This window comes from Paenibacillus litoralis (assembly GCF_046244365.1).
Taxonomy (GTDB): Bacteria; Bacillota; Bacilli; order Paenibacillales; family NBRC-103111; genus Paenibacillus_V.
The window spans coordinates 3,724,359-3,749,173 of the sequence record NZ_CP176395.1; the positions used below are offsets into that span (position 1 = coordinate 3,724,359).

Sequence of the window (24,815 nt, forward strand, 5' to 3'; positions counted from 1 at the left end):
CCTAAACTAGGGCTGCGTCAAAAAGTCGTAGTTCGGGTATACGTAAACGTTTTTCGGTTCATTGATTTTTTCGATTTTGGAGACGTTGATTTTCATAATCTCATTCCCGTTGAAGCTGGTCGTATCGATCGTGCCGGTCAGCTTCACCCAGGAGTCGGTCGCAAAGCTTGCCGCCCGGTCATATTCGACCATGACGCCGAACGGAGCGGCATCAGCGGAGCAGCACTGCAGTTGGAAGCGGGCGACGACGAATTGATTGGACTTCATGCCGTCTTCCCTGTATACGAACCCGCTCATTTCGATTGCCTTTCCGACGAACGGCTTCATAAACAGGTCGATGGCGGACAGCGTTTCGATAAAGCCATCTTCTTGTACGGCAATCAGATCGGAGCGATATAGCTTTTTGGCCAGTTTGGCAAAGTTCTCGCTATATTTATCCGCTTGGAACAGCTCGTTCAGCTTGGCGTCGCTGATCGATTCGCCTGATCCTCCTTCCGCCGCAGCAGGGGACTTGCTTGCGTTCGGCGAAGCTGCCGGTGCAAGCTGAGATGCTTCCGGCGACTTGTTCGGCTGTCCTTGCGTTTCACCGGGCGCTTTAACGGTGGTGCCGTCGGCTTTGGCGGGGGAACCGGCGGATTGCGAAACCGTACCCGTCAAAATCATCCCTTTTTTGGCGGCGAGAGCGCTGCTCATGGCCGTATCCGGCGTACTGAAGCCGAGCAGAAGCGGAAGGGCGAACAGGGAGTAGGCGGCGAGGTTCTTGAACGGCGATCGCGAGGGCGTATGGTCGCAATCGTCGCAGACGTCCGCTTTTTTCATCATGGCGCGGATGGCGCTGTAGAACATGTACACCGCTATGATATACATGACGATAGCGGAGAGCTTCACATAAATGGTCATTCGCGGCGCAATGTAATAGAGCAAATGCCCCGTTTTGGACAAGTACAAAATATATAACGAAAAACCGAGGAAAATAGCGGCTCGTAGCCAGTAATGAAGGCTGATCCGGATATGTTCTCTCATTAGACTCACTCCTTGCAGGCGATAGAATCGCGGTTATGGGCAACGGGGGGGAACCCCGTTAGGTGATGGATGCAGCTAAGGCGGAATAGCTAGCGAGCTAACCGCGGAACTACAAGAGAAGCTGGCTCCAAATGACCGATGCGGCGAATACGATAACCGTAATGGCGGCGATCAGCAGGAAGACGAACCGGGCGCGGAACGCGGACAGCAGCATCAGCGTGCTTTTCATATCGATCATCGGACCGTACACGAGAAAGGTAAGCAGCGAACCGGCAGAGAACGTGCTTACGAAGGATGCGGCGACAAAAGCGTCCGAGGTGGAGCAGATCGAAAGAATATAAGCGAAGCCCATCATAAACAAATGGGAGCTGAATTCGCCTTGTCCGACGGCAGCCAAGCTGTCGCGCTCCAGGAAAGTTTGGATAGCGGCGGTAAGCAGAGCGCCGAATATCAGGTACTTGCCCATATCGAAAAGCTCGCCGGCAGCGTGCTGAAGGGTCGAGCTAAGCTTACCGGCCAGGCCGCTGCCATGCGCATGACCGTGAAGATGGTCGTGCCGATGATCATGGGAATGCGTATGCGCGTTCGCGTGATGACGGGGCCCGTCATGATCATGGTCATGGCTGTGCCCATGAACGTGGCTATGAGTATGATCATGCATATGGCGGTCGGCAGCGATTTCTGCCGCTGCGGCATTGGCGCCGCCTCGCAGCGGATTCGTCTTGACGAACCGGTAGACCAGCAGCCCTACGGCCGCCGCGACTACGAAGGCAAGTCCCATGCGGGAGTATACAAGCTCCGGACGCGACCGGAAGGCCATCCAAGTCGCGACGAATACGACGGGATTGATAATGGGACCAGCCGTGATCATGACGGCGGCTATGTATAAGGGCATTCCTTTTTGCAGCAGTCTGCGGATAATCGGGATGATGCCGCATTCGCAAATCGGGAAGATGATGCCGAGCAGGCAGGCGAACAAAATGCCGAGCAGCGGATTTTTCGGAATGATGCGGCGAATGGTTTGCTCGGAAACGAACAGCTGCAGAACCGAAGATACGATGACGCCAAGCAAAATAAACGGCAGAGCTTCAAGCACAATGCTGATGAATAACGTTTTGAACGATTGCAAGCCTGCGCTTTGGAGCGCGGATAAATCCGGCACCCCCCGGGTGGTCGCGATCAGCCATAGCAGCAAAACGCAGAATATGGCCACCAGCGGCGTTCCGTAACGGTAAACGAATGAAGGCACAAACGGTTCCCTCCCGCAATACGATTCGTCAGTCTGAAACAGCACGAACGAAAGGTAAAATATTCTTAATCGAAAATATTACGAAATATACAAGCTATTATAGCGTATGCATGGCTTTAATGATATAGGACAATGGAGTCCAAATGCGGACAAAAAGAAAAAACGGCTCTTCAAGAGGCCGTTTGCTTCCTTATTGGTTTATTCAGTTTACGGGCGTTGCCGTGATTTCTGTCGGAGCGGGGCCCGGGAGTCCTTCAGGAAGGCTAGTAAGGTCGCTGCTCGCAAACGAGGCGGCAAACGACCGCTCCAATTGATTCGCCAGTCTTATGAACTGTTCAAGCGTCATGCCGCCGATTCCCGAGGCATACAGTCGGTATAGCTCTTCGAAATCCGGGCTCTTGGTCATACGGTGAAACGAAATTCGCGGAATCGCCGGCTTTAGTTGCCGGATCATTCTTTTTTGCAGCAGGCGCACAAGGATTCCTCCACTTCAACTCGCACAGCTCTTCAGCAGCCTAGTGGAACCGGCATTTGCGTTAGAACGTAGAATCGGCGCAAAAGGGTTCGGAAGCCCATGTTCCTTGCGATCGGCTATCGGCTGTACTGGTAGCCAGTGTGGTCGATCTTCCCTCTTTTTATGCGTGCCGCGACTATTTGTGCGCCAGCAAGGCCGATCTGGCGTCATCGCTTATGCGCGGACAGGTCGTACAGCTACTGCCGTCGGGCAGTTGAAGGCGCAAGCAGCACGTTTGGCGAATGCGCAGCGTTTCGGACTGCAGTACCGGATGAGGGATGCTCCGCCCCTTCACGGATAAAGGGTTTCCGCTTTTGATACCGAATACGGTTCCGGGAGCCGTCTCCGTCACATACCGGTAATCGTCGGCCAACCGTTCGCGCGCCGTTTCGTTCTCTGCCGCCTTCAGCCATTCCTTATAGAAAAAGTGAATATAGACGACTGTGTTTTCCCACATCGTCTGCTTCGACAGTTTGACGGTGCGGCTCATCGCTTCAAAGTACGGCTTCAGGAAGCCTTCGAACAAGCTGCGGCAGGTTTGCTCCCTCCATGCCTCTCTGGCTTCCAGCGTGTCCGGCGAAGGAGCGGTCCAAGCCGCATCGACGAGCATTGGCGCGACGCCTTTATAAGGAGGCAAGAGCAGCTCCATATTGCCGAGGGAGCCGTCCAATGACCGGTTTAACACGCTCATTGCATAGAGTATGCCGCATAGCGCTCGCGACAAATGTTTGATGCTTAGCGAGGCGGCTACCGCTCGTTTGTCCGTGCCGAACCCTGTACACATCGCATCGACCAGCGAACGCAGCGTATGCGGGTCGGTCAGTTTGCCGCCCGGCGCGAAACGCGTATATCGTTCGTCGTAGGCGAAGAGCAGATCGAATTTTTCTGCAAGTTCATGCTCGATTTTATGTATCTCGATTTTATGTGTTTCAAAGCTTTGTGTAATCATGCAATCGTACTCCTATTCAATGAGGCGGTAGGACGAGTTCGCTGCCGCCTAGCGTATTGGGGACTACCGGGATATTTCAATTCTTCATTAGTGTACGTTCCGGAGAAAGCAAAAGTCAATGAATATGATATTCATTCTCACAATATTTGACGACCGGCCGTTTTTGCGGCATCATTAATAGAAAGTCAGCGTGTTGGAAGGAGCCGCAATCGATGCTGCGAAAAGCCGTTAAAGCGCCCGTCGTTTTTTACCGGAAATTTATTTCTCCGCTCAAGCCGCCTACATGCCGGTTCTATCCGACTTGCTCGGCTTATGCGCTGGAAGCGATCGAAACGCACGGCGCGCTCAAAGGATCGTGGCTGGCTGCGGTTCGCATCTGCAAATGCCACCCGTTCCATCCCGGGGGCATCGATTACGTGCCTCCGGCCAAGCCGGGGAAGCACTCCGGATAAGGCAAACCGGTTGAGCGGTACAGACCCGCTCGTCATGGCACGGGCCGACTTGACACGGGCTTATGGATTTCGGTATATTTTTAACTATAGTCTAACTTGATATATCGTTCGATGATGGGATAAGTACCTCGCAACGCCTATCGCAGAGAGCCGGGAATGCTGGAAACCGGTATAGGAGTACGGCGGAAAATGGTCCCGGAGATTTCGTTTGCAAGCGATGAGCCGACCTCGTCCAACGGGAATGTCTTGCGCAGGTTATGCAACCTGAGCGGCTAGCCGGGGAGTGTCGGTCAAGCAAGCCTTCGACGCATTCCGGCGTTATCGGACAGTCGTCAGACTGGCAAAGCCCCGTGCTCGCAAGAAGCGGGGGAATTTGGGTGGTACCGCGTGAGCTCGCTCTCGTCCCATAGAGGATGAGGGCTTTTTTGTATTTTTTACGGTTTAGGGCTCTACCCCATGCAGCTTGTAAGAGAAAAAGGCTGTACCAAACAAGGAGGAAATTCGGAATGACTACGAAGCGCAAATCGTTCTACATTACGACGCCGATCTACTATCCGAGCGACAAGCTGCATATCGGGCATGCGTACACGACGGTGGCAGGGGACGCCATGGCTCGCTACAAGCGTCTGCGCGGCTATGACGTGATGTATTTGACGGGCACCGACGAGCACGGACAGAAGATCGAGCAGAAGGCCAAGGAAAAGGGAGTCGCCCCTCTGCAGTTCGTCGATCCGATCGTGGACGGCATCAAGCGGCTGTGGGAAAAGCTTGAAATCTCGTACGACGATTTCATCCGCACGACGGAGGATCGGCATACGAAGCCGGTTGCGGACATTTTTCAACAGCTTCTTGAGCAGGGCGACATCTACCTGGGCACGTACGAAGGGTGGTACTGCACGCCTTGCGAATCGTTCGTGCTGGAGCGGCAGCTGGTGGACGGCAACTGCCCGGATTGCGGCCGGCCTGTCGACAAAGTGCAGGAGCAGAACTATTTCCTGCGTCTGAGCCAATATGCGGACCGCCTTTTGCAGCACTACGAAGAAAACCCGGCGTTCATTCAACCGGAATCGCGCCGCAACGAGATGATCAGCTTTGTGAAAAACGGACTTGAAGATCTCGCCGTTTCCCGCAGCACGTTCGATTGGGGGGTCAAGGTGCCGAACGATCCGCGTCACGTCATTTACGTCTGGATCGACGCGCTGTCGAACTACATCACCGCACTCGGGTACGGGGCGGACGAGAAGGCGAAATTCGAAGCGTTCTGGCCGGCTGACGTTCATTTGGTCGGGAAGGACATTATCCGCTTCCATACGATATATTGGCCGATCATGCTGATGGCGCTGGGGATCCCGCTGCCGAAGAAGGTGTTTGCCCACGGATGGTTTTTGACCAAAGAAGGCAAAATGTCCAAATCGAAAGGCAATGTCATCGATCCTGTCGCCTTGATCGACCATTTTGGGCTCGATGCGTTCCGGTATTTCCTTTTGCGGGAAGTTCCGTTCGGAGCCGACGGCACGTTCACGCCGGAAAGCTTTATCGAGCGCATTAATTTCGATCTCGCCAATGATCTCGGGAACCTGTTGAACCGGACGGTAGCGATGGTCGACAAATATTTCGGCGGTAAACTGCCGGAGTACGAGCCTAATGCGACGGAATTTGACGGCAGCCTTGTGGCGGTAGCGCAAGAGTCGGTGCGGAAATTCGAAGAGGCGATGGAGACGATGGAGTTTTCCGTTGCGCTTGGCGCGATATGGACGCTCGTCAGCCGGACGAATAAATATATCGACGAGACGCAGCCGTGGGTGCTAGCCAAGGACGAAAGCCGCAAGCGGGCGCTTGGTTCCGTCATGTATCATCTGGCGGAATCGCTGCGTATCGTTTCCGTCATGCTTCAGCCGTTTATGACCCGCACGCCTCAGCTTATTTGGAGTCAGCTCGGGATCGCGCCGGGAGAAGCGACAGAGTGGGAAACCATTCGCACGTTCGGCGGCTTGCCATCGGGCGCCCAGCTTCAGAAAGGGGATCCGATTTTCCCGCGGCTCGATGCGGAGCAGGAGATCGCCTACATTCTGCAGTCGATGAGCGGAGGGGTCAAGCCTGAAGCGGAACAAAAGCAGGAGACCGCCGGCAATGCGGCTGTTCCGGTGACTGCGCCGGAGGAAGCGCCGAAAGACGAGATTACCATCGACGACTTCGCCAAGGTGGAGCTTCGGGTGGCTGAAGTCATAGCTGCCGAGCCGGTTCTGAAGGCCGATAAACTGCTGAAGCTGCAGCTTGACCTCGGCTACGAGCAAAGGCAGGTCGTTTCGGGAATCGCCAAATATTATACGCCGGAGCAAATGGTCGGCCGCAAAGTCATTTGCGTGACCAACCTGAAGCCGGTCAAGCTTCGCGGCGAGCTGTCGCAAGGCATGATTTTGGCCGCCTCGCACGGAGACCAGCTGACGCTGGCGACGGTTCCCGCCGATATGCCGAACGGCGCGATCGTCAAATAGCAGAACAAAACCCGCCCGGATCGTCATATGACGATCCGGGCGGATTTCCTTTTAGGGTTATTAGGCGACAACCGACGGAAATGGAAGCTTGATGTGAACGTTCGTGCCTTTGCCGACTTCGCTGACGATATCGACTATGCCCCTATGCATTTCGATAATTTTGATGCTGACCATGAGACCGAGTCCGATGCCGTCCGACTTGGTCGTGTAGAACGGCTCGCCGAGCTTGGCCAAGTGAGCCTGCTCAATGCCCGGTCCTTCATCGCCTATTTGAATGGAAAGGGAGTCCGGCAATTCCTTCATCCGGATCGTCAATGTTCCCCCGAGCGGCATGGCTTCAATGCCGTTCTCGATCAAATGGATGAAGGCATGCTGCATCTGCTGAATCTCGCACGGGAAAAGCGTAGTGCTTGCCGGGAAGTCGGTGTCAAAGCGGACGTGATGATCGGCAGCGGTCGTCTCCAGCGTCGTGAGCGCGCTTTGCATAAGCAAAGTCAAGTCGGCAGCCGTGACTTTCATCATGTGAGGCTTGGACAAAATAATGAATTCGCTCACGATCATTTCGATTCGCGTCAGCTCGGTAAGCATGATCCCCGTATAATTGTTCAGGTTGACGGGCTGCGAGCCGGATTGGAGCAGCTGCAGAAACCCTTTGACGGAAGTCAGAGGATTGCGTATTTCGTGCGCCAGCCCGGCTGCAAGCTGGCCGACGACCGATAGCTTCTCCGAACGAAGCAGTAGCTCTTCGATTCTTTTTTCCTCCGTAATATCCCGGAACACGATCACATAGCCATCGTTTCTTGAATCGTTGTCGATCGGATTAACGGACAGCGAAACCGGAAAATCCGTACCGTCTTTGCGCTGCAGAAGCGCCTCCGTCGTATAGGGAGCGGGATGAAAGGGCTCCGAATCCGCCGCGGTGGTGACGGTAAGCGTTCGCTGCTTGACAAAATCGTTGAACCGTTTGTTGACTTCTTCTCCGGCATGCCAGCCGAGCATACGGAGTGCCTCCGGATTCATATACTTGCAATTGCCGAATCCGTCGAAGACGGATAAGCCGAAGCCGATATTGGAAGTGATGCTGGCCAGCTGTTCAAGCGAGCGAATGTTGGTTTTGTACGACGACACCATTTTTTTGAACGATTCGATCGGCTGCTTCAAATCGCTGGGCAAATAATTGATCGTTTCCTGACGGATTTGATAGTCGTAATTGCCTCTAAGCATTTTTTCCGTGCCTTCCGTAAAGATTTGCAAGGGCTTACGGAAACGGTTCCACAGCAGCGTACTCAGAACAAGAAGACTGATGAGACCGATGCATAGCGACAATAAGTTGAACAGAAAGCCTCTGTACAAAAAGTACATGTTTGAGCTCTCCATACCGGCCACCAAATAAAAAGGTTTGTCGCCGATCTTCTGGAAGCTGCCCGTCATATTGCGGCCAAGACCGTCTGTATAATTATGGATGCCCGATCCTCCTGAACGAAGCATATGAAAGATCGAAGGGGTGTAAGCGGCAAGAGAGGAGGAAGAGCCGGCGACCCAATTGCCTGATTCATTCACCAAGTTTATCGTGAACATCGATTCGCTGTCGAATTTCTCCATCATCAGATCGATATGTATAAAGCTGACTTTGGCGGCAACGACTCCGGCAAACATGCCGTTCTCGCTCGTGATCGGCGAGGAAACCGTCATGATCCGCTCGCCGGTTACCGGATTCACTTCCAGCTCGTCCGAGTACCAAGTACCTGCTTTTGCATGGTTGAAAAATGCCGTTCCGCTCGCGTTGGCTGGACAACCGGGAAACGAGCATGCGAGAACGTCGCCGTAGCGGTCGAAGATTCCGCTTCCTTTGATTCCGCCGCTCATAAGACTCGGACTGGACAGGCTGGGGCTGGGCCCTTGGAGCTCATCGCCGGATAGCATAGACGAATAGGATGAAATCGTTTTGAGCTTCTCCGATATCCAGTTGTCGACGTAGGCTTGCTCGATCGTGATGAGCTGCTCCATCTGCTGGATAGACTGCTTACGAGAAACATCATAGGAATTTAACGTAAAGGGAATGAGCGTAATGAGTACGAAGCATACGATGGACAACAAGATCCACTTGCGTATGATGCCGTTAAACTTCTCGTGAATAAACTTTTTTCCCATAGTGTAGGCTTCACCGACCACATCATAGTGCAAACGGATGATAAGTTAACGGAAGCATGATGGACCGTATGCCCCAGAACCAAAGCAAATGTAAGAAGGCCATTGCTGTCCTGTGTACTAACAGTAAAGTTTCGACGAAATTCCACAAATTCCTTTAGATGGAAGAAAAAAAGTTTGCCTCAAAGGAAATACTAAGCGGTTAACATACTCCTTTTTCATGACGAAAGTTCTATTAGGTGAATTCAAATCGTAAATATTATGATTAGTATTGACAAATCGATCGAAAGACTCCTATAATCGGTTTGTAAATAATTAAAATTACGATTTGCAAGATTCGGAAAGGAATGTTCGCTCGATGAAGAAATGGTCATTATCCTTCTTGCTATTCTGTTTCGTTATGGTGTCAGCAGGCTGCGGAAGCAGCTCGCAAGCGGATTTGGTAGAAGGCAAAACAAACGTAATTACGAGTTTCTATCCGTTATACGATTTTTCCAAAAAAATAGGCGGCGAACATGTCAACGTCATCAACCTCGTTCCGGCAGGCGTAGAACCGCATGATTGGACGCCGAAGAGCAAGGACGTCAGCAGGACGACGAAAGCGGAGCTGTTCGTCTATCAAGGGGCCGGCTTCGAGGGCTGGGTGGACGATTTTATCGGCAGTCTGAAGGATTCCAAGCTGCGCATCGTCGAAGCAAGCAAGGGGGCAACCTTAATCGAAGGAAATCCCGAGCATGAAGAAGGCAAGGAAGACAAAGGACATGATCACGGGAAATCGGAAGACGGTCATCCGGATTCGAAATACGATCCGCATGCGTGGTTAAGTCCGAAGAACGCCAAGAAAATGGCGGAGAATATCAAGAACGGACTCGTTGAAGCCGATCCGGCCCATAAGGCGGAATTCGAAAACAATTACAAGCAATTCGCGGAGAAGCTCGATCAGCTGGACCAAAGATACCGCGATGCCATCTCGAAAACGCAGCGCAAGGAAATCGTCGTGTCGCATCAGGCGTTCGGCTACTTGGCCCACGATTACGGCTTGACGCAAAAGGCGATCATGGGATTGGCTCCGGATGCCGAGCCGACCGCGCGGGATTTGAAAGAGATCAACGATTTCGTCAAAAAGAACCAGGTTAAAGCGATCTTTTTCGAGGAACTGGTCTCGGATAAGCTGGCCAAGACGCTTGCCAAGGATGCAGGGATCGAAACGCTTGTGCTGAATCCGCTGGAAGGGCTCACCAAGGAGCAAGAAAAGGCGGGGGAAGATTACATTTCGATTATGGATGCCAATTTGCAAAATCTACTTAAAGCGTTACAATAAAATGTACAAGAATGCCGGGCTACCCGCGATGTCCTTCATGACTTCGCGGCGTTGCCCTTCTTTTGCGGAAATGAGGGGGAAACGATCAATGACCGATAACTGTCATCAGCATGTCGTGACATTGGAGGACGTATCGTTCTCGTATGAGCAGCGGCCCGTTATCGACGGACTTAACTTTGCGGTGCTGCAGCGAGATTTCGTAGGACTCGTCGGAAGCAACGGAGCCGGCAAGACGACCCTGCTGCGCATGATCGTCGGACTGGTCAAACCGGACCGCGGACAGATCAAATTGTTCGGCGAACCGCTGAACCGTTTCAAGGATTGGGAGCGAATCGGTTACGTACCGCAGAAGAACGCTTTTAATCCGCTCTTCCCGGCGACGGTTCATGAGGTCGTGATGTCGGGACTGTACGGACGGAAGACGATGTTCCGCAGAATGACCCGCAGCGACATCAAACGCTGCGACGAAGCGCTGGAGGTTATGAACATTTCCGATCTTTCGGGCAAAAGGATCGGGCAATTATCCGGCGGCCAACAGCAGCGCGTCTTCCTGGCGCGGGCGCTGATCAACAATCCGGATCTGCTTATTTTGGACGAACCGACCGTCGGCATCGATACGGAAACGCAGGAAGGCTTCTTCCATATGATCCGTCACATGCATCTTCATCATCATATTACGTTTTTGATGGTATCGCATGATCTCGATATGCTGAAATCGTATTTAGGGAATGAACCGCAGCAGCAAGCAGGAAAACTGAAGTTTTACGTCAAGCACACCCACGAACCGGAAAACTGCGGGGAAACCGGACTCTCGCACTCGCTTACAGGACTGCGCGAGATGGTGGAAGTGCTGTAGTACCAAGTTAAGGGAGAGAACTCGATTGGATATCTTTTCCGAGCTGTTTTTTCAGCGCGCGCTACTCGGCGGGGCGCTGATCGGCTTGATGGCGCCGCTTATGGGCGTCTTTCTCGTTTTGCGCCGGCTGTCGATGATCGGTGATACGCTTGCCCACGTTTCGATCGCGGGCGTAGCGCTTGGATTCCTCATCAATTTCTATCCGCTCGGCGTCGGACTTATCTTCGCGCTTCTGGCTTCCTTCGCCATCGAGAAGCTGCGCAAGGCGTATAAAACGTACGCCGAATTGTCGATCGCCATTATTATGAGCGGCGGCGTCGCTCTGGCCTCTTTGCTTTTTACGCTCGGCAGAGGCTTCAGCGTGAATGTGACCAGCTACTTGTTCGGGAGCATTTATACGCTGGACAATATCGATCTGTACCTCATGATCGGGGTAACCGTACTAGTTACGGGCTTCGTACTGCTGAATTACAAGGAAATGTTTTTGCTGTTTTTCGACGAGGACGCGGCGGGCGTGAGCGGACTGCCGCTTCGCTTCTATAATATCGCCATTACGATGCTAACGGCGCTCGTCATCAGCGTAGCGATCAAAATCGTAGGCGCTCTGCTCGTATCCGCTCTGCTCACGATTCCTGTAGCCGCAAGTCTGGTAGTAGCGAGGAGCTTTCGCCATTCCGTGATCATGTCCGTCATTTTTGCCGAAATCGCAGCAATTGGCGGGCTCATTATCGCCGGCTTGTGGAATCTGGCGCCGGGGGGAACGGTCGTACTGCTGCTAATCGTCCTTCTGATCGGAACGCTGACGTTTAAAGTCGGCACCCGTACATGAGTTTCGCCAGTTTGCCATAAGGGATGAAAAGTTCTAAAGGTTGTCATATTTTGACCGTTTCAGCCCCCTTTCAAAGTTATATGATAAGAATAGCAGGGGTTTTTATGTTCCCTTCTTGAGACTGGAGGGTTTTTATGAGTCAAGTGAATATTTGGATCGCGTTCGGCGCGGGACTCGCATCGTTCATCTCGCCGTGCTGCCTGCCGCTGTATCCGTCCTATTTATCCTACATGACCGGTATTTCCGTGAATCAGCTCAAACAAGGCGGTCAAAAGAAAGACGCGAGATTCGCCGTCATGATGCATTCGCTGTTCTTCATTATCGGGTTCTCCATCGTCTTTATTTTGTTCGGTCTCGGGGCGGGCATGCTTTCCGATTTACTGATCGATCACAAGAACCTGGTCAGACAAATCGCAGCGTTGCTCATTTTGCTGATGGGACTGTTTATGATCGGTATTTTTCAACCGCAGTTTCTGATGCGCGAGCGCAAGCTGCAGCTGAAATGGAAGCCGGCCGGCTACCTCGGTTCCACGGTTATCGGTATGGGCTTTGCGGCAGGCTGGTCGCCGTGCGTAGGTCCGATATTGTCGGCGATTTTGGCCCTCGCGGCATCCGAGCAGGGCAGCTGGCTCTCGCTTATGATCGCGTATTCGCTTGGTTTTGCGGTGCCGTTCTTCGTATTGGCTTTCTTTATCGGTACGACGCGCTGGATCCTGCGCTACTCTAACCTGCTGATGAAAATCGGCGGCGCGATTATGATCGTTATCGCCATTTTGCTTTATACGGATCAAATGACCCAGATTACGATTTGGTTCAATGAACGCACGCCGGAATGGCTTAAGTTTTAAGTGAAATAATCGATTGCGGCTTCGGGGAACCTCTCGAAAATTTGTTCGGTGATAAATTCCCGGAGCGCGCCGGCTTGCTCGTCCGGATATACATATTTGCCTTGCCCGTAGCGTCCCCACTTGTATTTCCGCTTCGCTTCGTCCATTTCCAGCTTCGTTTTGGGTTAGCGCTGCTCGATCACCCTTTTGGCCGTCTTCGTAAAACGATGCTGGATAAGCTCGAAAGTCAGCGCAGGTACCGCTTCCCGCGGAATCGTGCGCTGAAGCTTTTCAAGGAGCTGCTCGTAGCCGCTCTCCCACCCGTCGTGCCATATGATCCGGGCAATGATAAATCCGAGGGGTAGCCGGCGCAGCTTCGGCATGGCGATCTCCTTTCCATATCGAAAATAGTTTGCGACAATATACATGGGAGCAGTCGTGGGAACCGTAGGAATCGGTGAGTAACGGTTCAGGTGAGACTTGCTTTCGGCAAGTCAAATGGTTTATCATACTTAATGTGCTTCTTCGGCAAATGCCGGAGAAACCAAGGAATCGGCTAACAGCTTAAGCCATATCGTGAAATACCCGGTAATTTAAGCGTTTTTGCTGCATAATGGACGATGAGGGGGGAAATCGGTGGTAGCGACACCAAGCATGGAAGACTATTTGGAGCGAATCTACCGGCTCATCGACGCGAAAGGATATGCACGCGTATCCGATATCGCGGAAGGGCTAGAAGTGCATCCCTCTTCCGTAACGAAAATGATTCAGAAGCTCGATAAGGACAATTATCTCATATACGAAAAATACAGAGGACTTGTACTTACATCAAAAGGGAAAAAAATTGGCAAGCGGCTTGTAGACCGCCATCACTTGTTGGAGCAATTTTTGACGACGATCGGCGTTCAAGAGGAAAACATTTACAAGGATGTCGAGGGAATCGAGCACCATCTGAGCTGGGATTCGATCACATGTATCGAAACGCTCGTGGAATTTTTTCGAAGAGATCCGCAGCGCATGCAAGAGCTTAAAAACATACATGGCGAATTGAACGCCGAATGAGGAACGCGCATCCATCGGGATGCGCTTTTTTGTGGAAAGAAAACGTTTAGCAAATCGCCCGCCATATATTTTCATAGCTGTAGCTTTGATTTCGGAGGAATGAAGACAATCCGCTGCCGCATACAAACAACTAGAGCGCTATCGTGTGAAGAGGGTGAAAGCGTGCGGGTGAATGCGGTTTTTGAAGGCGGCGGGGTGAAAGCGATCGGACTTGCCGGAGCCGTTCATGAAGCGCAGCGAAGAGGCGTGCAATTCGGGCGCGTGGCAGGAACATCGTCAGGAGCCATCATTGCGGCCATGCTTGCGGCAGGCTATTCAGGCGCGGAAATGCGCGAAATTATGCTGGGGACGCCGTTTCAATCGTTTCTTAAACAATCGTGGCTGTTCCATATCAAATGGGTCGGTCCCGCCATACGGCTGCTTGTAAAAAAAGGGCTGTATTCCGGCGACCCGCTGGAAAAATGGATCTATGAGCTTCTGGCGCGAAAGGGGGTCAGGACGTTCGGAGACCTGAAACCGGAGCAGCTGAAAATAATCGCATCGGACATCACGCGCGGTAAACTGCTGGTGCTGCCCGACGATATAGCGCAATACGGGATCGATCCTAAAAAGCTGACGGTAGCCAGGGCGATCCGGATGAGCACGAGCATCCCTTATTTCTTCGATCCGGTGATCCTGCGAAAGCTGGGGCAGAAGGTGACCATGAAGGTTTCCAACAATAGAACGATCGACCTTACTTCCATTTACATCGTAGACGGCGGTATTCTCAGCAACTTTCCGCTATGGCTGTTCGACAAGCAGGAGCACGATGCGGAAGGGGATCCGACACTCGGCTTTCAGCTCGTCGGGCGGGGAGAGAACGAACCCAGAAAAATAATCGGTCCGTTGTCCATGTTCCAAGCCTTGTTCGCGACCATGATGGACGCCCACGACGAACGGTATATCGAAGAGCATAAGCTGTTCCGCACCATCAAAATCCCGTCGCTGGGCGTGCATACGACGGATTTCTCGATCGGCCCCGAAATGAGCATGAAGCTTTATAATGCGGGCGTGTTAGCGGCAGGCAAATATTTGGACAAATGGAACGTCAAGCATTATTGGAACGAATGCGGCAAATGGAATTTACGCACGGGTAAGAGGCGAAAGGTTTGATCGCGGCTCCGCCAAGCAAAACGCCTTTCGGTGTTCTAAACGTTTTCGCAGAAAATGACTTCGGAAGCATAAACTTTGGTTCCAGACGTTTGCCGGGAAATCGAACAACCAGCGGCGTTAAAAAAAGCCTTCCTTCGGCAATGCTCGAAGGAAGGCTTTTGGCTGTTGCCTCGGCGAATCAATGATACTTCGGCGGTTCGTCGTCGTCGCGCTTGCTGCCTTGGATGACGCGAAAGGTCACGTTTTTCTTCGGCGGCTTCGGCTTCATTTTGAAGGTAGGTCCGAAAGACTTCCGCTTAAAGCTCGACGGCGGAAATTTGTACAGCAGGAACACGATGGCAAATACGGCGAACGGAATGACATAGCGTCCCGGGTTGTTGACAAGCCCGGAAAGCAGCCCGATCGCAAGCAGCACCATGATGGCAATCGTTGTCGCATTGAAACGGCGGTATCGCATCGCAGGCCCCCCTTAAAAACTTCATCACCTAATCTGTCCATTAGACGCTTCTTCGCAAACGCGGCGAGCTTCAGCTGGCCTTCTGTATCTGACTGTCCAGCTCGCGCATTCGCTGAAAGGAAGCGATCGACACTTCGACCTGGGAATCCTCGGGCTCTTTGGTTGTCAGCAGCTGCAGCCACAGCCCCGGATAACCGAGGAAGCGAAGCACGGGCGTATCGCGCAGCATATTCGTAAAGCGCAGCGCTTCGTACGAGACGCCGATTACGATAGGCAGCAGAATAAGTCTCTGAACGATACGTTCCGTTAATGTATCGTATGGAACGAATGAATAAATGATGACACCGATCAGTACCGTGAGTACGATAAAACTGCTGCCGCACCGGTAATGCAGCGTGTTGAATTTCTGGACGTTGCGGACGGTCAGTTCGACGCCGGCCTCGAACGCGCTGATCACCTTATGCTCGGCGCCGTGATATTGAAACAGCCGCTTCACTACGGGTGTTAGCGAGATGAGATAAATATAGCCTAGCAAAAAGACGATTTTGATGACGCCCTCAAGAAGGTTGTGCAAGATGGGGTTGTCAAAATGGTTGCGGAACAGCAGATCCTCGAGCACGGCGGGAACAAGCGTAAAGACCAGCTTCCCGAACAAGAAGGACAAGACGCCGGCAACCGCTACGCCGACGAGCATCGTCAAGCTGAAACCGGACGACTCTTTCTGCGGTTCGCCTTCTTCTTCCGCATAGACTTCGGCTGAGAAGTTCAAATGCCGCGAGCCTTTGGCGCTTGCTTCGACGATCGCGACGATCCCGCGGACAAAAGGGATTTTCTTGAGTGAACGAACCCAAGATTTTTCGGTTTTCGGTACTTCCAAAAATGTGATTTCCTGATTAGACTTTCGGCGGACAGCCGTTACATGCACCTTTTGGCCGGCAAACATAACGCCTTCTATGACTGCTTGTCCACCGTAAATCGCGTTGTTTTGCGACATCGGTTCACCTTCCACGAATGATTGATTGTTTTCCGACCTTATTCGTATTGTAACGTTTTATGCGCCGCTTTGCCACTATTGATCATTCGTGAAGTCCTGCAGGAAACGTCCGAGCGGGCGAACCGCCGGAGGACTTTCCGTTTACAGGAACGGCAACCGGCGCATACTAGGGGTATTCGGGTAAGAACGAAACGCTATAGATGTAGAGAATGGTTTGGCGGAATGGTCTGCGGCGGCCGGTTTCAAGCGTTTGTGGAGAAAGGAAGATGCGGGATGCAGAGCAGAAGTGTAAAAAGGTCCGGACAAAAAAAGGGCACAAACCCGTATTTGTTCTCATTGTATATCGGTTTTTTTGCCGGGCTGATTTGGGGCGGACTCAAGCTGGTCGAATATTTGTTGAAATTCACGAAGATCGTGCCAGGTTTTCTGCTCAATCCGTTTATGAAGCTATCTTATCTGCAAACCTGGCAAGGACTTATCGTCGGATGGCTCAGCTTTATCGGATTTTCGGTAATCGCCGCGCTTCTGTACGGACTCACGATGCGCAAAATGGCGGGGCCATGGTATGGCTTCGGATACGGCGTGTTCTGGTGGGGAATTTTATATTTGCTGATCGGCCCTTTTACAGGGATGGTTCCGGCGGTTATGAAAGTGGATGCCAATACGTTTTTTTCGGACGTCTGCTTATTTATTCTATGGGGATTGTTTATCGGGTACTCGATCTCGATGGAATATACGGACGAGCGTAACAGGGAACCCGCCTGATACGCGCGCGAACAAAAAAAAGTTCTCAAACCTTGCCGGTATGTGGTAAAATGTCTACGGTAAATTATCCCCGCGGCTGAGGCTGCCTATAGGCTACGCTTTTACGCGCGGAGGACCGGCTAGGGAGCTGTCATGATGAAAAACATTCTCGTGCTGCATGGACCGAATTTGAACATGCTGGGTATTCGCGAGCCGGGCGTTTATGGGACGACAGGATTGCCTGCCATAAACCAAAAGCTGCAGGAGCTTGCCGACAAGCTTTCGTTCTCGCTTGAAATTTTTCAGTCGAACCACGAAGGCGAATTGATCGACCGCATCCACCAGGCATTCGGCGTCAAGGACGGCATTCTGATTAACCCGGGCGCGTTCACGCATTACAGCTACGCAATCCGCGATGCAATTAGCGCGGTAAACCTGCCGACGGTGGAAGTGCATTTGTCGAATATACACAAGCGGGAATCGTTCCGGCATGTTTCCGTAACGGCGCCGGTCGTCGTCGGTCAAATCGCCGGCTTCGGGCCTTACAGCTACGAGCTTGGTTTGCGCGCGCTGCATGAACATCTGCAATCGTTAATTTAAATCTTGAAACCGAGAGGACTGGTGACGGCATGGAACGTAGGCTGCAAGGCGTCAGAAAAGCGCTTGAGGATTTGAAGATCGACGCCCTCTTCATCACGAATAGCTACAACCGCCGTTATTTAACCGGCTTTACGGGTTCCGCCGGTTATGTACTGATTACGGCCGATCGTGCCGTACTCATGACCGACTTCCGGTACACGGAGCAAGCCGCGAAACAAGCGGCGCCAGGCTTCGAGGTTGCGCAATTCACAGGCAAGCCGATTCTCTGGGTGAAAGATCAGCTGCAAAAGCTGGGCATCTCGAACCTCGGGTTCGAACAAAATGACGTCACCTTCGCTACATACTCCGCGTATGCCGCCGATTTGGACGGGATTCGGCTTGAGCCGACCGACAAAGTGGTGGAAACGCTGCGCATGATAAAGGATGAATCCGAAATCTCCGTCATCGAACAAGCGGCGGAATTGGCCGATCGTACGTTTGCCCACATTCTTACGATTGCCAAGCCGGGCGTGTCCGAGCTTGACATTGCGCTTGAAATCGAAATGTTCGTGCGCAAGAACGGCGCGTCCGGCACTTCATTCGATACGATCGTTGCTTCCGGCGAGCGGTCGGCGCTGCCCCATGGCGTTGCGAGCGAGCGCAAGCTGCAGGCGAACGAATTCTTGAAGCTCGATTTCGGCGCGCTATACGGGGGATACTGCTCCGATTTGACGCGAACCGTTTGTATCGGCAAGGCGTCAGACAAGCATAAGGAAATTCACGGCATCGTGCTCGAAGCGCATCGCAACGCGCTCGCGAACATGAAGCCGGGCATGACGGGAGCGGAGGCGGATAGCCTGGCTCGCGACATCATCGCCAAGGCCGGATACGGAGATCACTTCGGTCACAGCCTAGGACACGGCATCGGGCTTTATATTCACGAAGCTCCTACACTGGCTCAGCGCAGCGAAATGGTGCTGCAGCCCGGTATGGTCGTAACGGTTGAACCGGGCATTTATTTGCCGGGCTTCGGCGGCGTCCGTATCGAGAACGACGTTGTCATTACGGATAGCGGAATTCGCGTCATTACGCATTCCCCTATGGAACTGTTGGAAATCGGCTAAAGTCATCGGGGATTTATCGTTCGTTGACGGCTGTTCCGAATTTTATAATTTTTAAGAACCACTCAGGAGGGTACTTCAGTGATATCAGTTAACGATTTTAAAACGGGCCTTACCATCGTATTGGATACCGACATTTTTACCGTTCTTGACTTTCAGCACGTGAAGCCGGGCAAAGGAGCGGCGTTCGTGCGCTCCAAGCTGAAAAACCTGCGTAACGGCAACACCGTGGAAAAAACGTTCCGCGCCGGCGAAAACGTAGGCCGCGCCCACGTGGAAAACCGTCAAACGCAATATTTGTACAACAGCGGATCGGAGTATACGTTTATGGACACCGAGACTTACGACCAGTTCAACCTGGACGTGAAACAGCTGGAATGGGAACGCAACTTCCTTAAAGAAAACATGAACGTCAACATCGCCAGCTATGAAGGCGAAATTATCGGGATTACGCTTCCGAACAGCATCGACCTGAAAGTGACTGCAACGGAGCCGGGCATTAAAGGGAATACGGCTCAAGGCGCTACGAAGAACGCGACTGTAGAAACAGGATTGAACGTGCAAGTGCCGCTCTTTATTAACGAAGGCGACGTCTTGCTGATCGACACGCGCGAAGGCAAATACATCTCCCGCGCGTAATAGCAACCACGCTGGCTCCCGCTTCACATCCCCATGTGAACGGGAGTTTTTTACTTGATCCTATAAGAGAAAAGCAATGGAGGTGGCTCGCCATGGCGGAGCTAATGCCGGGTAATCGCAAAGGGCCGGTATTCGACGGCGAACGATTGAGCATGGCTTGGAAAGTCATCGACACCGAAATCGAGCGCGGGGAAATACCCGGCGCGTCCGTAGTCGCGAGCTTGAGCGGCAAGCGGGTTTCCTATACGGCGGGTGTCATGCAGGGGAAGGACAGCAGCCGGCAGCACGTAGACTCCGATACGATTTACGATTGCGCCTCGCTGACGAAGGTAGTCGTGACGCTTCCTTTAATTCTGATGCTGATCGACGAGGGTCTCCTCCATCTGGGGCAACCCGTTGCGGAAATATTGCCTGCGTTTGCAGACGCAGGCAAAGAGCAGGTAACGATTCGCCAGTTGCTGACGCATTCGTCCGGTTTGCAGGCATACGCCTCGCCTGCCTCATTAGGCGGCGATTCGGAGCAAACGATCGCTTCCATTTGCAGGCTGCAGCCCGCGTACGAGCCGGGATCGCGCGTGGTTTATAGCTGCCTGGGATACATTACGCTGGGCAAAGTGATAGAGAGTGTTCTGGGCGTTAGTCTCCATGAAGCGGCCGCACAGCGAATCTTTCAGCCTCTCGGAATGGCGTCCAGCGGTTACGTGCCGGCAGCCGATCGCTTTCCGCGAATCGCCACAACCGAACTCGATCCGGCTGCGGGCGAATACCGGCACGGCGTCGTGCACGACGAGCTGGCTGCCGCGATGGGCGGAATCAGCGGCAATGCCGGCTTGTTCGCAGCGGCAGCCGACATTGCCGCTTACGGAGAAATGTGGGTCCGCGGCGGCAATGTGAACGGCCGTCAGCTTCTTTCTCTAGCAGCGGTGGAAGCGGCTGCGAGAAGCCATACGGCGCATCTGAGCGACGCCAACCGCGGTTTGGGCTGGGTGCTTCGAGGGGATGCGGCCGATGCTTGCGGCGATTGGCTGTCCGGTTCCGCTTACGGGCATACCGGCTTCACGGGAACCAGTCTGTGTATCGATCCGGAACGGGAGCTTGTTGTAGCCCTGCTGACGAACCGGGTCCATTACGGACGCGATAAATCGGTCTCGAGACTCCGGATACGGCTGCATAACGCGCTCGCTGCGGCGATCGCCGAATAAAGAATTCGATCAGACACAACGAAGGACGGCACCCCGGGCTCGCAAGCCCGCCGGTTCCGTCTCTTTTTCAATACGCTCGAAAACCGAATATTCTTCCGTTTTTCGTCAAGAAATGTTCTTTATGCGGCTGTTCAGGTATGCTATAATGTGAAAATGTTAACAGACTCCTATGGAAATTAGGATAAGATGTAGGGAGTGAACGAGCTGTGTCTTTAATCGTTATGAAATTTGGCGGCAGCTCCGTTGGCGATGCCGAACGGATGAAACGCGTGGCCAAACGAATCGTCGAACGCAAACGCGAAGGCAACCGCTGCGTAGTCGTCGTTTCCGCAATGGGCGACACGACGGACGATTTGATCGACTTATCTAAGCAAGTATTCCCCGGTACGCCGCCTGCACGCGAAATGGATATGCTGCTTTCTACGGGCGAACAAGTATCCGTAGCGCTGCTCGCAATGGCGATACACGCGGAAGGCGAACAAGCCGTTTCTTATACGGGCTGGCAGGCGGGCTTCGCAACCGAAGCGGTACACCGCAATGCCCGAATATCCGACATCAATCCCAAACGCGTACAGAGCGCGCTGGACGAAGAGAAGGTTGTCATCGTTGCGGGCTTTCAAGGCTTGTCCGAGGCGGGAGACATTACGACGCTTGGCCGCGGAGGCTCCGATACGACGGCGGTAGCGCTTGCCGCAGCGATAAAGGCTGATTTGTGCGAGATTTACACCGACGTGGACGGCGTATATTCGACCGACCCGCGCGTTGTGAAGGTTGCGCGCAAGCTTCAAGCGATTTCATACGACGAAATGCTCGAACTGGCTCACCTCGGCGCAGCCGTTTTGCACCCGCGCGCCGTAGAATATGCTAAGCATTATCAAGTTCAGCTGGTCGTCAGATCCAGCTTTACCCATAACGAAGGAACAACCGTCAAGGAGGAAGCAGTCATGGAGCAAGGTGTTGTCGTTCGCGGCATCGCTTTTGATAAAAATGTGGCCCGAATCAGCATTTTGGGAGTGCCGCACAAGCCTGGGCAATTGGCAAAAGTGTTCTCCGCCCTCGCGGAGCAAAATATCGATGTCGACATTATCGTGCAAAGCGGCATCGGCGAGCAGCTCGCCGACGTTTCGTTTACGATTTCGACCGCTTCGGATAATGTCGGCAAAGCGACAGGCGTATTGGAAGCCATCAAAGAAGAGATCGGCTACCGCGATCTTTCTCACGAAGCCGATCTGGTGAAAGTATCCATCGTTGGAGCGGGTATGGTCAGCAACCCGGGCGTAGCCGCCAAAATGTTCGAAGTCATTTCTTCCAAGGGCGTCAACATCAAGATGGTCAGCACATCCGAAATTAAAGTATCCTGCGTAATCGAGAAGCCGCAGCTGAACGATGTCGTTCAAGCGCTGCACACCGCTTACGGGCTCGACGCGAGCGAGCAAGCTTTCGTAGGCGGACCTGCCGACCGCCGGTAGATGTTAATCGCCGCAAAGCGAAGGATGCCTAGAAGCATTCTCCGAGATCCTTTGCGAGTCCCGAAACCGATGCGTTCATACAAATTTGTTCCAGATGAATTGAACGATTTTCATCAGGAGTGCGGTAATGCCTGCGGCCATCAGGGGTCCGACAGGGATGCCGCGCATGAAAATGATACCGAATATGGAACCGATCACCAGACCCACAATTAATTGTGGGTCTATTTTTAGCAGCTCGAGGCCTTTGCCGTTCATATAAGTGGCGATTGCGCCGCCTGCCAGTGCGATAATGCCGGGCCATGACGTGAAGACGGATGTCACTTCGCGCATGGAAATCCGCTCCGTGGCGAACGGGACAAGCACGCCGAGCGTCAAAAAGAGAAGACCGAATTCCAGTCCTCTCCGTTCGAGCGCAGGCAGAAACCGCTCCAAATTAATAAGCTTGATGACAAGCAATATGCATGCGGCTGTCGTAATGATATTTGACCGTCCGATCAATCCGATCAGGATAAGAATGACGAGTATGATATTACCGTTCATAAGCCGGTCCCCCTTGTCCTTATATGTTTATGAGGGGGGGATCCGTTTAGAACAAGCTATCGATAGGTGGGGGCGGGCACAAGCGGGACGAGCGCGCCTTCCCGAAGCGCAGGAACGATCTCGTAAACGTTCAGTCTGGCACAATAACCGATGTCGTTCGCATAGCCTAGCTTGACTAGCCGCTTGCCGGTTGCGCTCTGCTGCAGCGTTTCCTGCAAGGAATCCCCGAATTGCCGATAACAGCTTTCCATCGCGAGACCGAAGTCGTTTACTTGCGGCTCGTTTTTGGACAATCCTCTGATTTCCTTTACAACGGCGCCGGCCCCGATTCCATCCTCAAGCGCAAATTGATCCTGTGTTCCCGCACAGACGATAATCACGTCTCTGCCGATTTCGAGAGCTGCTTTCGCGCAGGCTCGTGCATTCAAGAGCGAGCAGGCGAGGACGTGCTGGGCCTTCTGCGACTTTTGGATAGCCCTCGTGCCGTTTGTAGTCGTCATCACGACCCGTTTTCCTTCCACCGCTTCGCGATTGTATTCGAACGGAGAGTTGCCTAGATGAAAGCCGGGGATTTTGTTGCAGGAGCGTTCCCCCCCAAGCAGATCTTCAGGAGTGTGTAATTGTTTGGCCTGCTGAACGGTTTCGACGGGGACGATTGCTCGGCAGCCGGCGCTCAAACCGGTTACCATATTGCTCGTTGCCCGCAGAACATCGATAACAAGCGCCGTTTTGCCGACAAAATCGTCGGAACGGGCTTCATTCACGCAGGAAATGACATCGATTTGCATGCTTTTCCTCCTTGATCGTCCGCGGTAGTGCTGCTCCGGGCAGCCCTGCCGCGGACTTTTGTGCTTCCATGGCAGCGGTATGAACCTACCTCTAATTTATATTTCAAAAGTCAGCTCATAGACCATGCCGGAACGGGGTTTGTATCCGGGAATCAAATCGAACGTATCCGATCTTAATCCTCTGCGCAGCGCCTCCAGAGACATGATATCCTGAGGCGCGACATTGCCGATGTTGATATCGGGTCCAAGCAAATTCAGCAGGTGAACCTGCTGCGACTTTTGCGGCGCTTCCCAAAGCAGCAGACCCGGGTTGTCGATCCGGTCAAGCACGGCGTGGATTTGGTCATCCCGGCACTCTCCGTTGGCGTCGAAAATGCCGACTCCGGCTCCCGATTCCCTGCCCTCGATCGTAACCAACTCGGCACCAAGGTGCACGTCAGTCCTTACCGTGCGAATAAGCTCCTCGGTTTCGATCGTCGACCCCCAGCATTTTTTACCATATTCGGTGTAAACCGTGAGGCCGGCCTCTATTCCTTGAGCAATCAGCCTGCTCCTTACATCCCGCGGCAGCTCGATGGTACCGTCCGATACTTCCACGCCGTCAAAGCCAAGCTCCGTTATGCCTTTGAAATAAGCATCGATCGCCTCTTTCGCAACCGCGACTTCCAAAAAAGTACCTCCGGGAAACATGCAGATGTCGTATTGCTTGGCGAGCTCGATTTTGCGTTTGAGCAGTGTCTGCGGATATAAGGGCGACGTGCCGAAGCCGATTTTGATCATATCGATATGCGCGGCCGACGTTTCCAATAAGTCTTTAAACGCGCTGAGCCCTAGGCCTTTGTCAATGACCATCGTTTTGCCGCTGCGACGAGGTTTGGCTTGCCTTCTGCCGGACGGATCGGCGAGCGCCGGGTGCCAAGCGCGGGGGGTTCCTTCCATGTTGTAATCTCCTCACCATACGCAAAATTGTTCGTTTCTTTGAGCATCATATGCGGCGGAAAAGGGGATGTGCCCATGAAAGCATGTAACATTAGCAAAACAACTGCTTCTATCGATAGACAAGCAAGCATAAGGTAATGGTAGGACAAGATTGCTATTTTAGGAGGGAGGTGCCGCGGTGCTGAACAAATTCGTGCTCAGCATGGCGATGATCCGCATGTTTTCCGGCAGCCTGGAGATTATCGCCGCAATCATCATGCTGCGGATCAATCAGGTCGACAAAGCGCTGATCGTCAACTCTTCGCTTGCATTTGTCGGACCGATCGTATTGCTGGCGACGACGACGATCGGGCTTGTCGGAATGGCGGATAAGCTGTCGGTCGGCAAAATCGTGTGGATATTTGCCGGTCTGAGCTGCATTTTTATCGGAATTCTCAAAAAGTGAGCGCGTTCCTCGTCTGAAGAC

25 protein-coding genes and 1 pseudogene are annotated in these 24,815 nt (G+C 53.0%); 15 read left to right on the forward strand and 11 right to left on the reverse strand.

Annotation, left to right across the window (positions count from 1 at the left end; all coding sequences use genetic code 11):
* Positions 1-6: 6 nt before the first annotated feature.
* From ACKGJP_RS14935 to ACKGJP_RS14950, 4 genes are all read right to left on the reverse strand, one after another.
* Positions 7-1,023, reverse strand: a complete 1,017-nt coding sequence (locus tag ACKGJP_RS14935) for a TIGR03943 family putative permease subunit (RefSeq protein WP_409346414.1) — start codon at positions 1,021-1,023, stop codon at positions 7-9.
* Positions 1,024-1,132: 109 nt separating this feature from the next.
* Complete coding sequence (locus ACKGJP_RS14940; RefSeq protein ID WP_409346415.1) at positions 1,133-2,272, reverse strand: permease; 1,140 nt, start codon at positions 2,270-2,272, stop codon at positions 1,133-1,135.
* A 202-nt stretch (positions 2,273-2,474) separates the two neighbouring features.
* Positions 2,475-2,747 carry a hypothetical protein gene (locus tag ACKGJP_RS14945; protein WP_409346416.1) on the reverse strand — a complete coding sequence of 91 codons (273 nt, stop codon included), beginning with the start codon at positions 2,745-2,747 and terminating at the stop codon, positions 2,475-2,477.
* A 175-nt stretch (positions 2,748-2,922) separates the two neighbouring features.
* A complete protein-coding gene (locus tag ACKGJP_RS14950) occupies positions 2,923-3,735 on the reverse strand; it encodes an IucA/IucC family C-terminal-domain containing protein (RefSeq protein ID WP_409346417.1) in 813 nt (270 codons plus the stop codon).
* Between the two features lie 212 nt (positions 3,736-3,947).
* On the opposite strand from ACKGJP_RS14950, the gene yidD reads away from it, so the two are divergent.
* A complete protein-coding gene (gene yidD, locus ACKGJP_RS14955; RefSeq protein WP_409346418.1) occupies positions 3,948-4,187 on the forward strand; it encodes a membrane protein insertion efficiency factor YidD in 240 nt (79 codons plus the stop codon).
* A 506-nt stretch (positions 4,188-4,693) separates the two neighbouring features.
* Positions 4,694-6,682, forward strand: a complete 1,989-nt coding sequence (gene metG / locus ACKGJP_RS14960; RefSeq protein ID WP_409346419.1) for a methionine--tRNA ligase — start codon at positions 4,694-4,696, stop codon at positions 6,680-6,682.
* Between the two features lie 60 nt (positions 6,683-6,742).
* Here metG and ACKGJP_RS14965 read toward each other — a convergent pair whose 3' ends face one another.
* Positions 6,743-8,833, reverse strand: coding sequence for an ATP-binding protein (locus ACKGJP_RS14965; RefSeq protein ID WP_409346420.1), 2,091 nt, complete (start codon positions 8,831-8,833; stop codon positions 6,743-6,745).
* Between the two features lie 355 nt (positions 8,834-9,188).
* Here ACKGJP_RS14965 and ACKGJP_RS14970 point away from each other — a divergent pair, with 355 nt between their 5' ends.
* From ACKGJP_RS14970 to ACKGJP_RS14985, 4 genes are all read left to right on the forward strand, one after another.
* The gene (locus ACKGJP_RS14970) at positions 9,189-10,151 is read left to right on the forward strand and encodes a metal ABC transporter substrate-binding protein (RefSeq protein WP_409346421.1); all 963 of its coding nucleotides are present in this window, start codon (positions 9,189-9,191) and stop codon (positions 10,149-10,151) included.
* Positions 10,152-10,239: 88 nt separating this feature from the next.
* Positions 10,240-11,007, forward strand: a complete 768-nt coding sequence (locus ACKGJP_RS14975) for a metal ABC transporter ATP-binding protein (protein ID WP_409346422.1) — start codon at positions 10,240-10,242, stop codon at positions 11,005-11,007.
* A 25-nt stretch (positions 11,008-11,032) separates the two neighbouring features.
* Positions 11,033-11,836, forward strand: a complete 804-nt coding sequence (locus ACKGJP_RS14980) for a metal ABC transporter permease (protein WP_409346423.1) — start codon at positions 11,033-11,035, stop codon at positions 11,834-11,836.
* A 134-nt stretch (positions 11,837-11,970) separates the two neighbouring features.
* Complete coding sequence (locus ACKGJP_RS14985; RefSeq protein WP_409346424.1) at positions 11,971-12,684, forward strand: cytochrome c biogenesis CcdA family protein; 714 nt, start codon at positions 11,971-11,973, stop codon at positions 12,682-12,684.
* On the opposite strand, the pseudogene ACKGJP_RS14990 reads toward ACKGJP_RS14985, so the two are convergent.
* A pseudogene (locus ACKGJP_RS14990) lies at positions 12,681-13,025 on the reverse strand (spore photoproduct lyase family protein); the annotation flags it as partial. The gene ACKGJP_RS14985 and the pseudogene ACKGJP_RS14990 sit on opposite strands and share 4 nt — an antisense overlap.
* Positions 13,026-13,317: 292 nt before the next feature.
* On the opposite strand from ACKGJP_RS14990, the gene mntR reads away from it, so the two are divergent.
* Together mntR and ACKGJP_RS15000 are read left to right on the forward strand one after the other, a co-directional pair.
* On the forward strand, positions 13,318-13,725 hold the full coding sequence (mntR, locus tag ACKGJP_RS14995; protein WP_409347168.1) for a transcriptional regulator MntR: 408 nt from the start codon (positions 13,318-13,320) through the stop codon (positions 13,723-13,725).
* Positions 13,726-13,887: 162 nt separating this feature from the next.
* Complete coding sequence (locus ACKGJP_RS15000) at positions 13,888-14,877, forward strand: patatin-like phospholipase family protein (protein WP_409346425.1); 990 nt, start codon at positions 13,888-13,890, stop codon at positions 14,875-14,877.
* 178 nt (positions 14,878-15,055) lie between these two features.
* Here ACKGJP_RS15000 and ACKGJP_RS15005 read toward each other — a convergent pair whose 3' ends face one another.
* Positions 15,056-15,334, reverse strand: a complete 279-nt coding sequence (locus ACKGJP_RS15005; protein WP_409346426.1) for a hypothetical protein — start codon at positions 15,332-15,334, stop codon at positions 15,056-15,058.
* 70 nt (positions 15,335-15,404) lie between these two features.
* The gene (locus tag ACKGJP_RS15010; RefSeq protein ID WP_409346427.1) at positions 15,405-16,328 is read right to left on the reverse strand and encodes a DUF1385 domain-containing protein; all 924 of its coding nucleotides are present in this window, start codon (positions 16,326-16,328) and stop codon (positions 15,405-15,407) included.
* Between the two features lie 273 nt (positions 16,329-16,601).
* Between ACKGJP_RS15010 and ACKGJP_RS15015 the strand changes: the two genes are divergently transcribed.
* The 6 genes from ACKGJP_RS15015 (at position 16,602) to ACKGJP_RS15040 (ending at position 22,082) form a co-directional block, all read left to right on the forward strand.
* A complete protein-coding gene (locus tag ACKGJP_RS15015) occupies positions 16,602-17,093 on the forward strand; it encodes a YqhR family membrane protein (RefSeq protein WP_409346428.1) in 492 nt (163 codons plus the stop codon).
* Between the two features lie 135 nt (positions 17,094-17,228).
* Positions 17,229-17,672: a type II 3-dehydroquinate dehydratase gene (gene aroQ / locus ACKGJP_RS15020; RefSeq protein ID WP_409347169.1), complete on the forward strand. Its 444-nt coding sequence runs from the start codon at positions 17,229-17,231 to the stop codon at positions 17,670-17,672.
* A 29-nt stretch (positions 17,673-17,701) separates the two neighbouring features.
* The gene (locus tag ACKGJP_RS15025; RefSeq protein WP_409346429.1) at positions 17,702-18,775 is read left to right on the forward strand and encodes a M24 family metallopeptidase; all 1,074 of its coding nucleotides are present in this window, start codon (positions 17,702-17,704) and stop codon (positions 18,773-18,775) included.
* Between the two features lie 78 nt (positions 18,776-18,853).
* A complete protein-coding gene (gene efp / locus ACKGJP_RS15030; protein WP_409346430.1) occupies positions 18,854-19,411 on the forward strand; it encodes an elongation factor P in 558 nt (185 codons plus the stop codon).
* A 92-nt stretch (positions 19,412-19,503) separates the two neighbouring features.
* On the forward strand, positions 19,504-20,613 hold the full coding sequence (locus tag ACKGJP_RS15035) for a serine hydrolase domain-containing protein (protein ID WP_409346431.1): 1,110 nt from the start codon (positions 19,504-19,506) through the stop codon (positions 20,611-20,613).
* Positions 20,614-20,819: 206 nt separating this feature from the next.
* Positions 20,820-22,082 carry an aspartate kinase gene (locus ACKGJP_RS15040; RefSeq protein ID WP_409346432.1) on the forward strand — a complete coding sequence of 421 codons (1,263 nt, stop codon included), beginning with the start codon at positions 20,820-20,822 and terminating at the stop codon, positions 22,080-22,082.
* A 75-nt stretch (positions 22,083-22,157) separates the two neighbouring features.
* Here the strand turns inward: ACKGJP_RS15040 and ACKGJP_RS15045 are convergent, their stop codons facing one another.
* The 3 genes from ACKGJP_RS15045 to ACKGJP_RS15055 all read right to left on the reverse strand — a co-directional run bounded on the left by ACKGJP_RS15045 (position 22,158) and on the right by ACKGJP_RS15055 (position 24,349).
* Positions 22,158-22,622, reverse strand: coding sequence for a DUF441 domain-containing protein (locus ACKGJP_RS15045; protein ID WP_409346433.1), 465 nt, complete (start codon positions 22,620-22,622; stop codon positions 22,158-22,160).
* Positions 22,623-22,678: 56 nt separating this feature from the next.
* On the reverse strand, positions 22,679-23,410 hold the full coding sequence (locus ACKGJP_RS15050; RefSeq protein WP_409346434.1) for a 2-phosphosulfolactate phosphatase: 732 nt from the start codon (positions 23,408-23,410) through the stop codon (positions 22,679-22,681).
* A gap of 96 nt (positions 23,411-23,506) precedes the next feature.
* Positions 23,507-24,349, reverse strand: a complete 843-nt coding sequence (locus ACKGJP_RS15055; RefSeq protein WP_409346435.1) for a phosphosulfolactate synthase — start codon at positions 24,347-24,349, stop codon at positions 23,507-23,509.
* Positions 24,350-24,527: 178 nt separating this feature from the next.
* Between ACKGJP_RS15055 and ACKGJP_RS15060 the strand changes: the two genes are divergently transcribed.
* Positions 24,528-24,794, forward strand: coding sequence for a YqhV family protein (locus tag ACKGJP_RS15060; protein WP_409346436.1), 267 nt, complete (start codon positions 24,528-24,530; stop codon positions 24,792-24,794).
* Positions 24,795-24,815 lie beyond the last annotated feature (21 nt).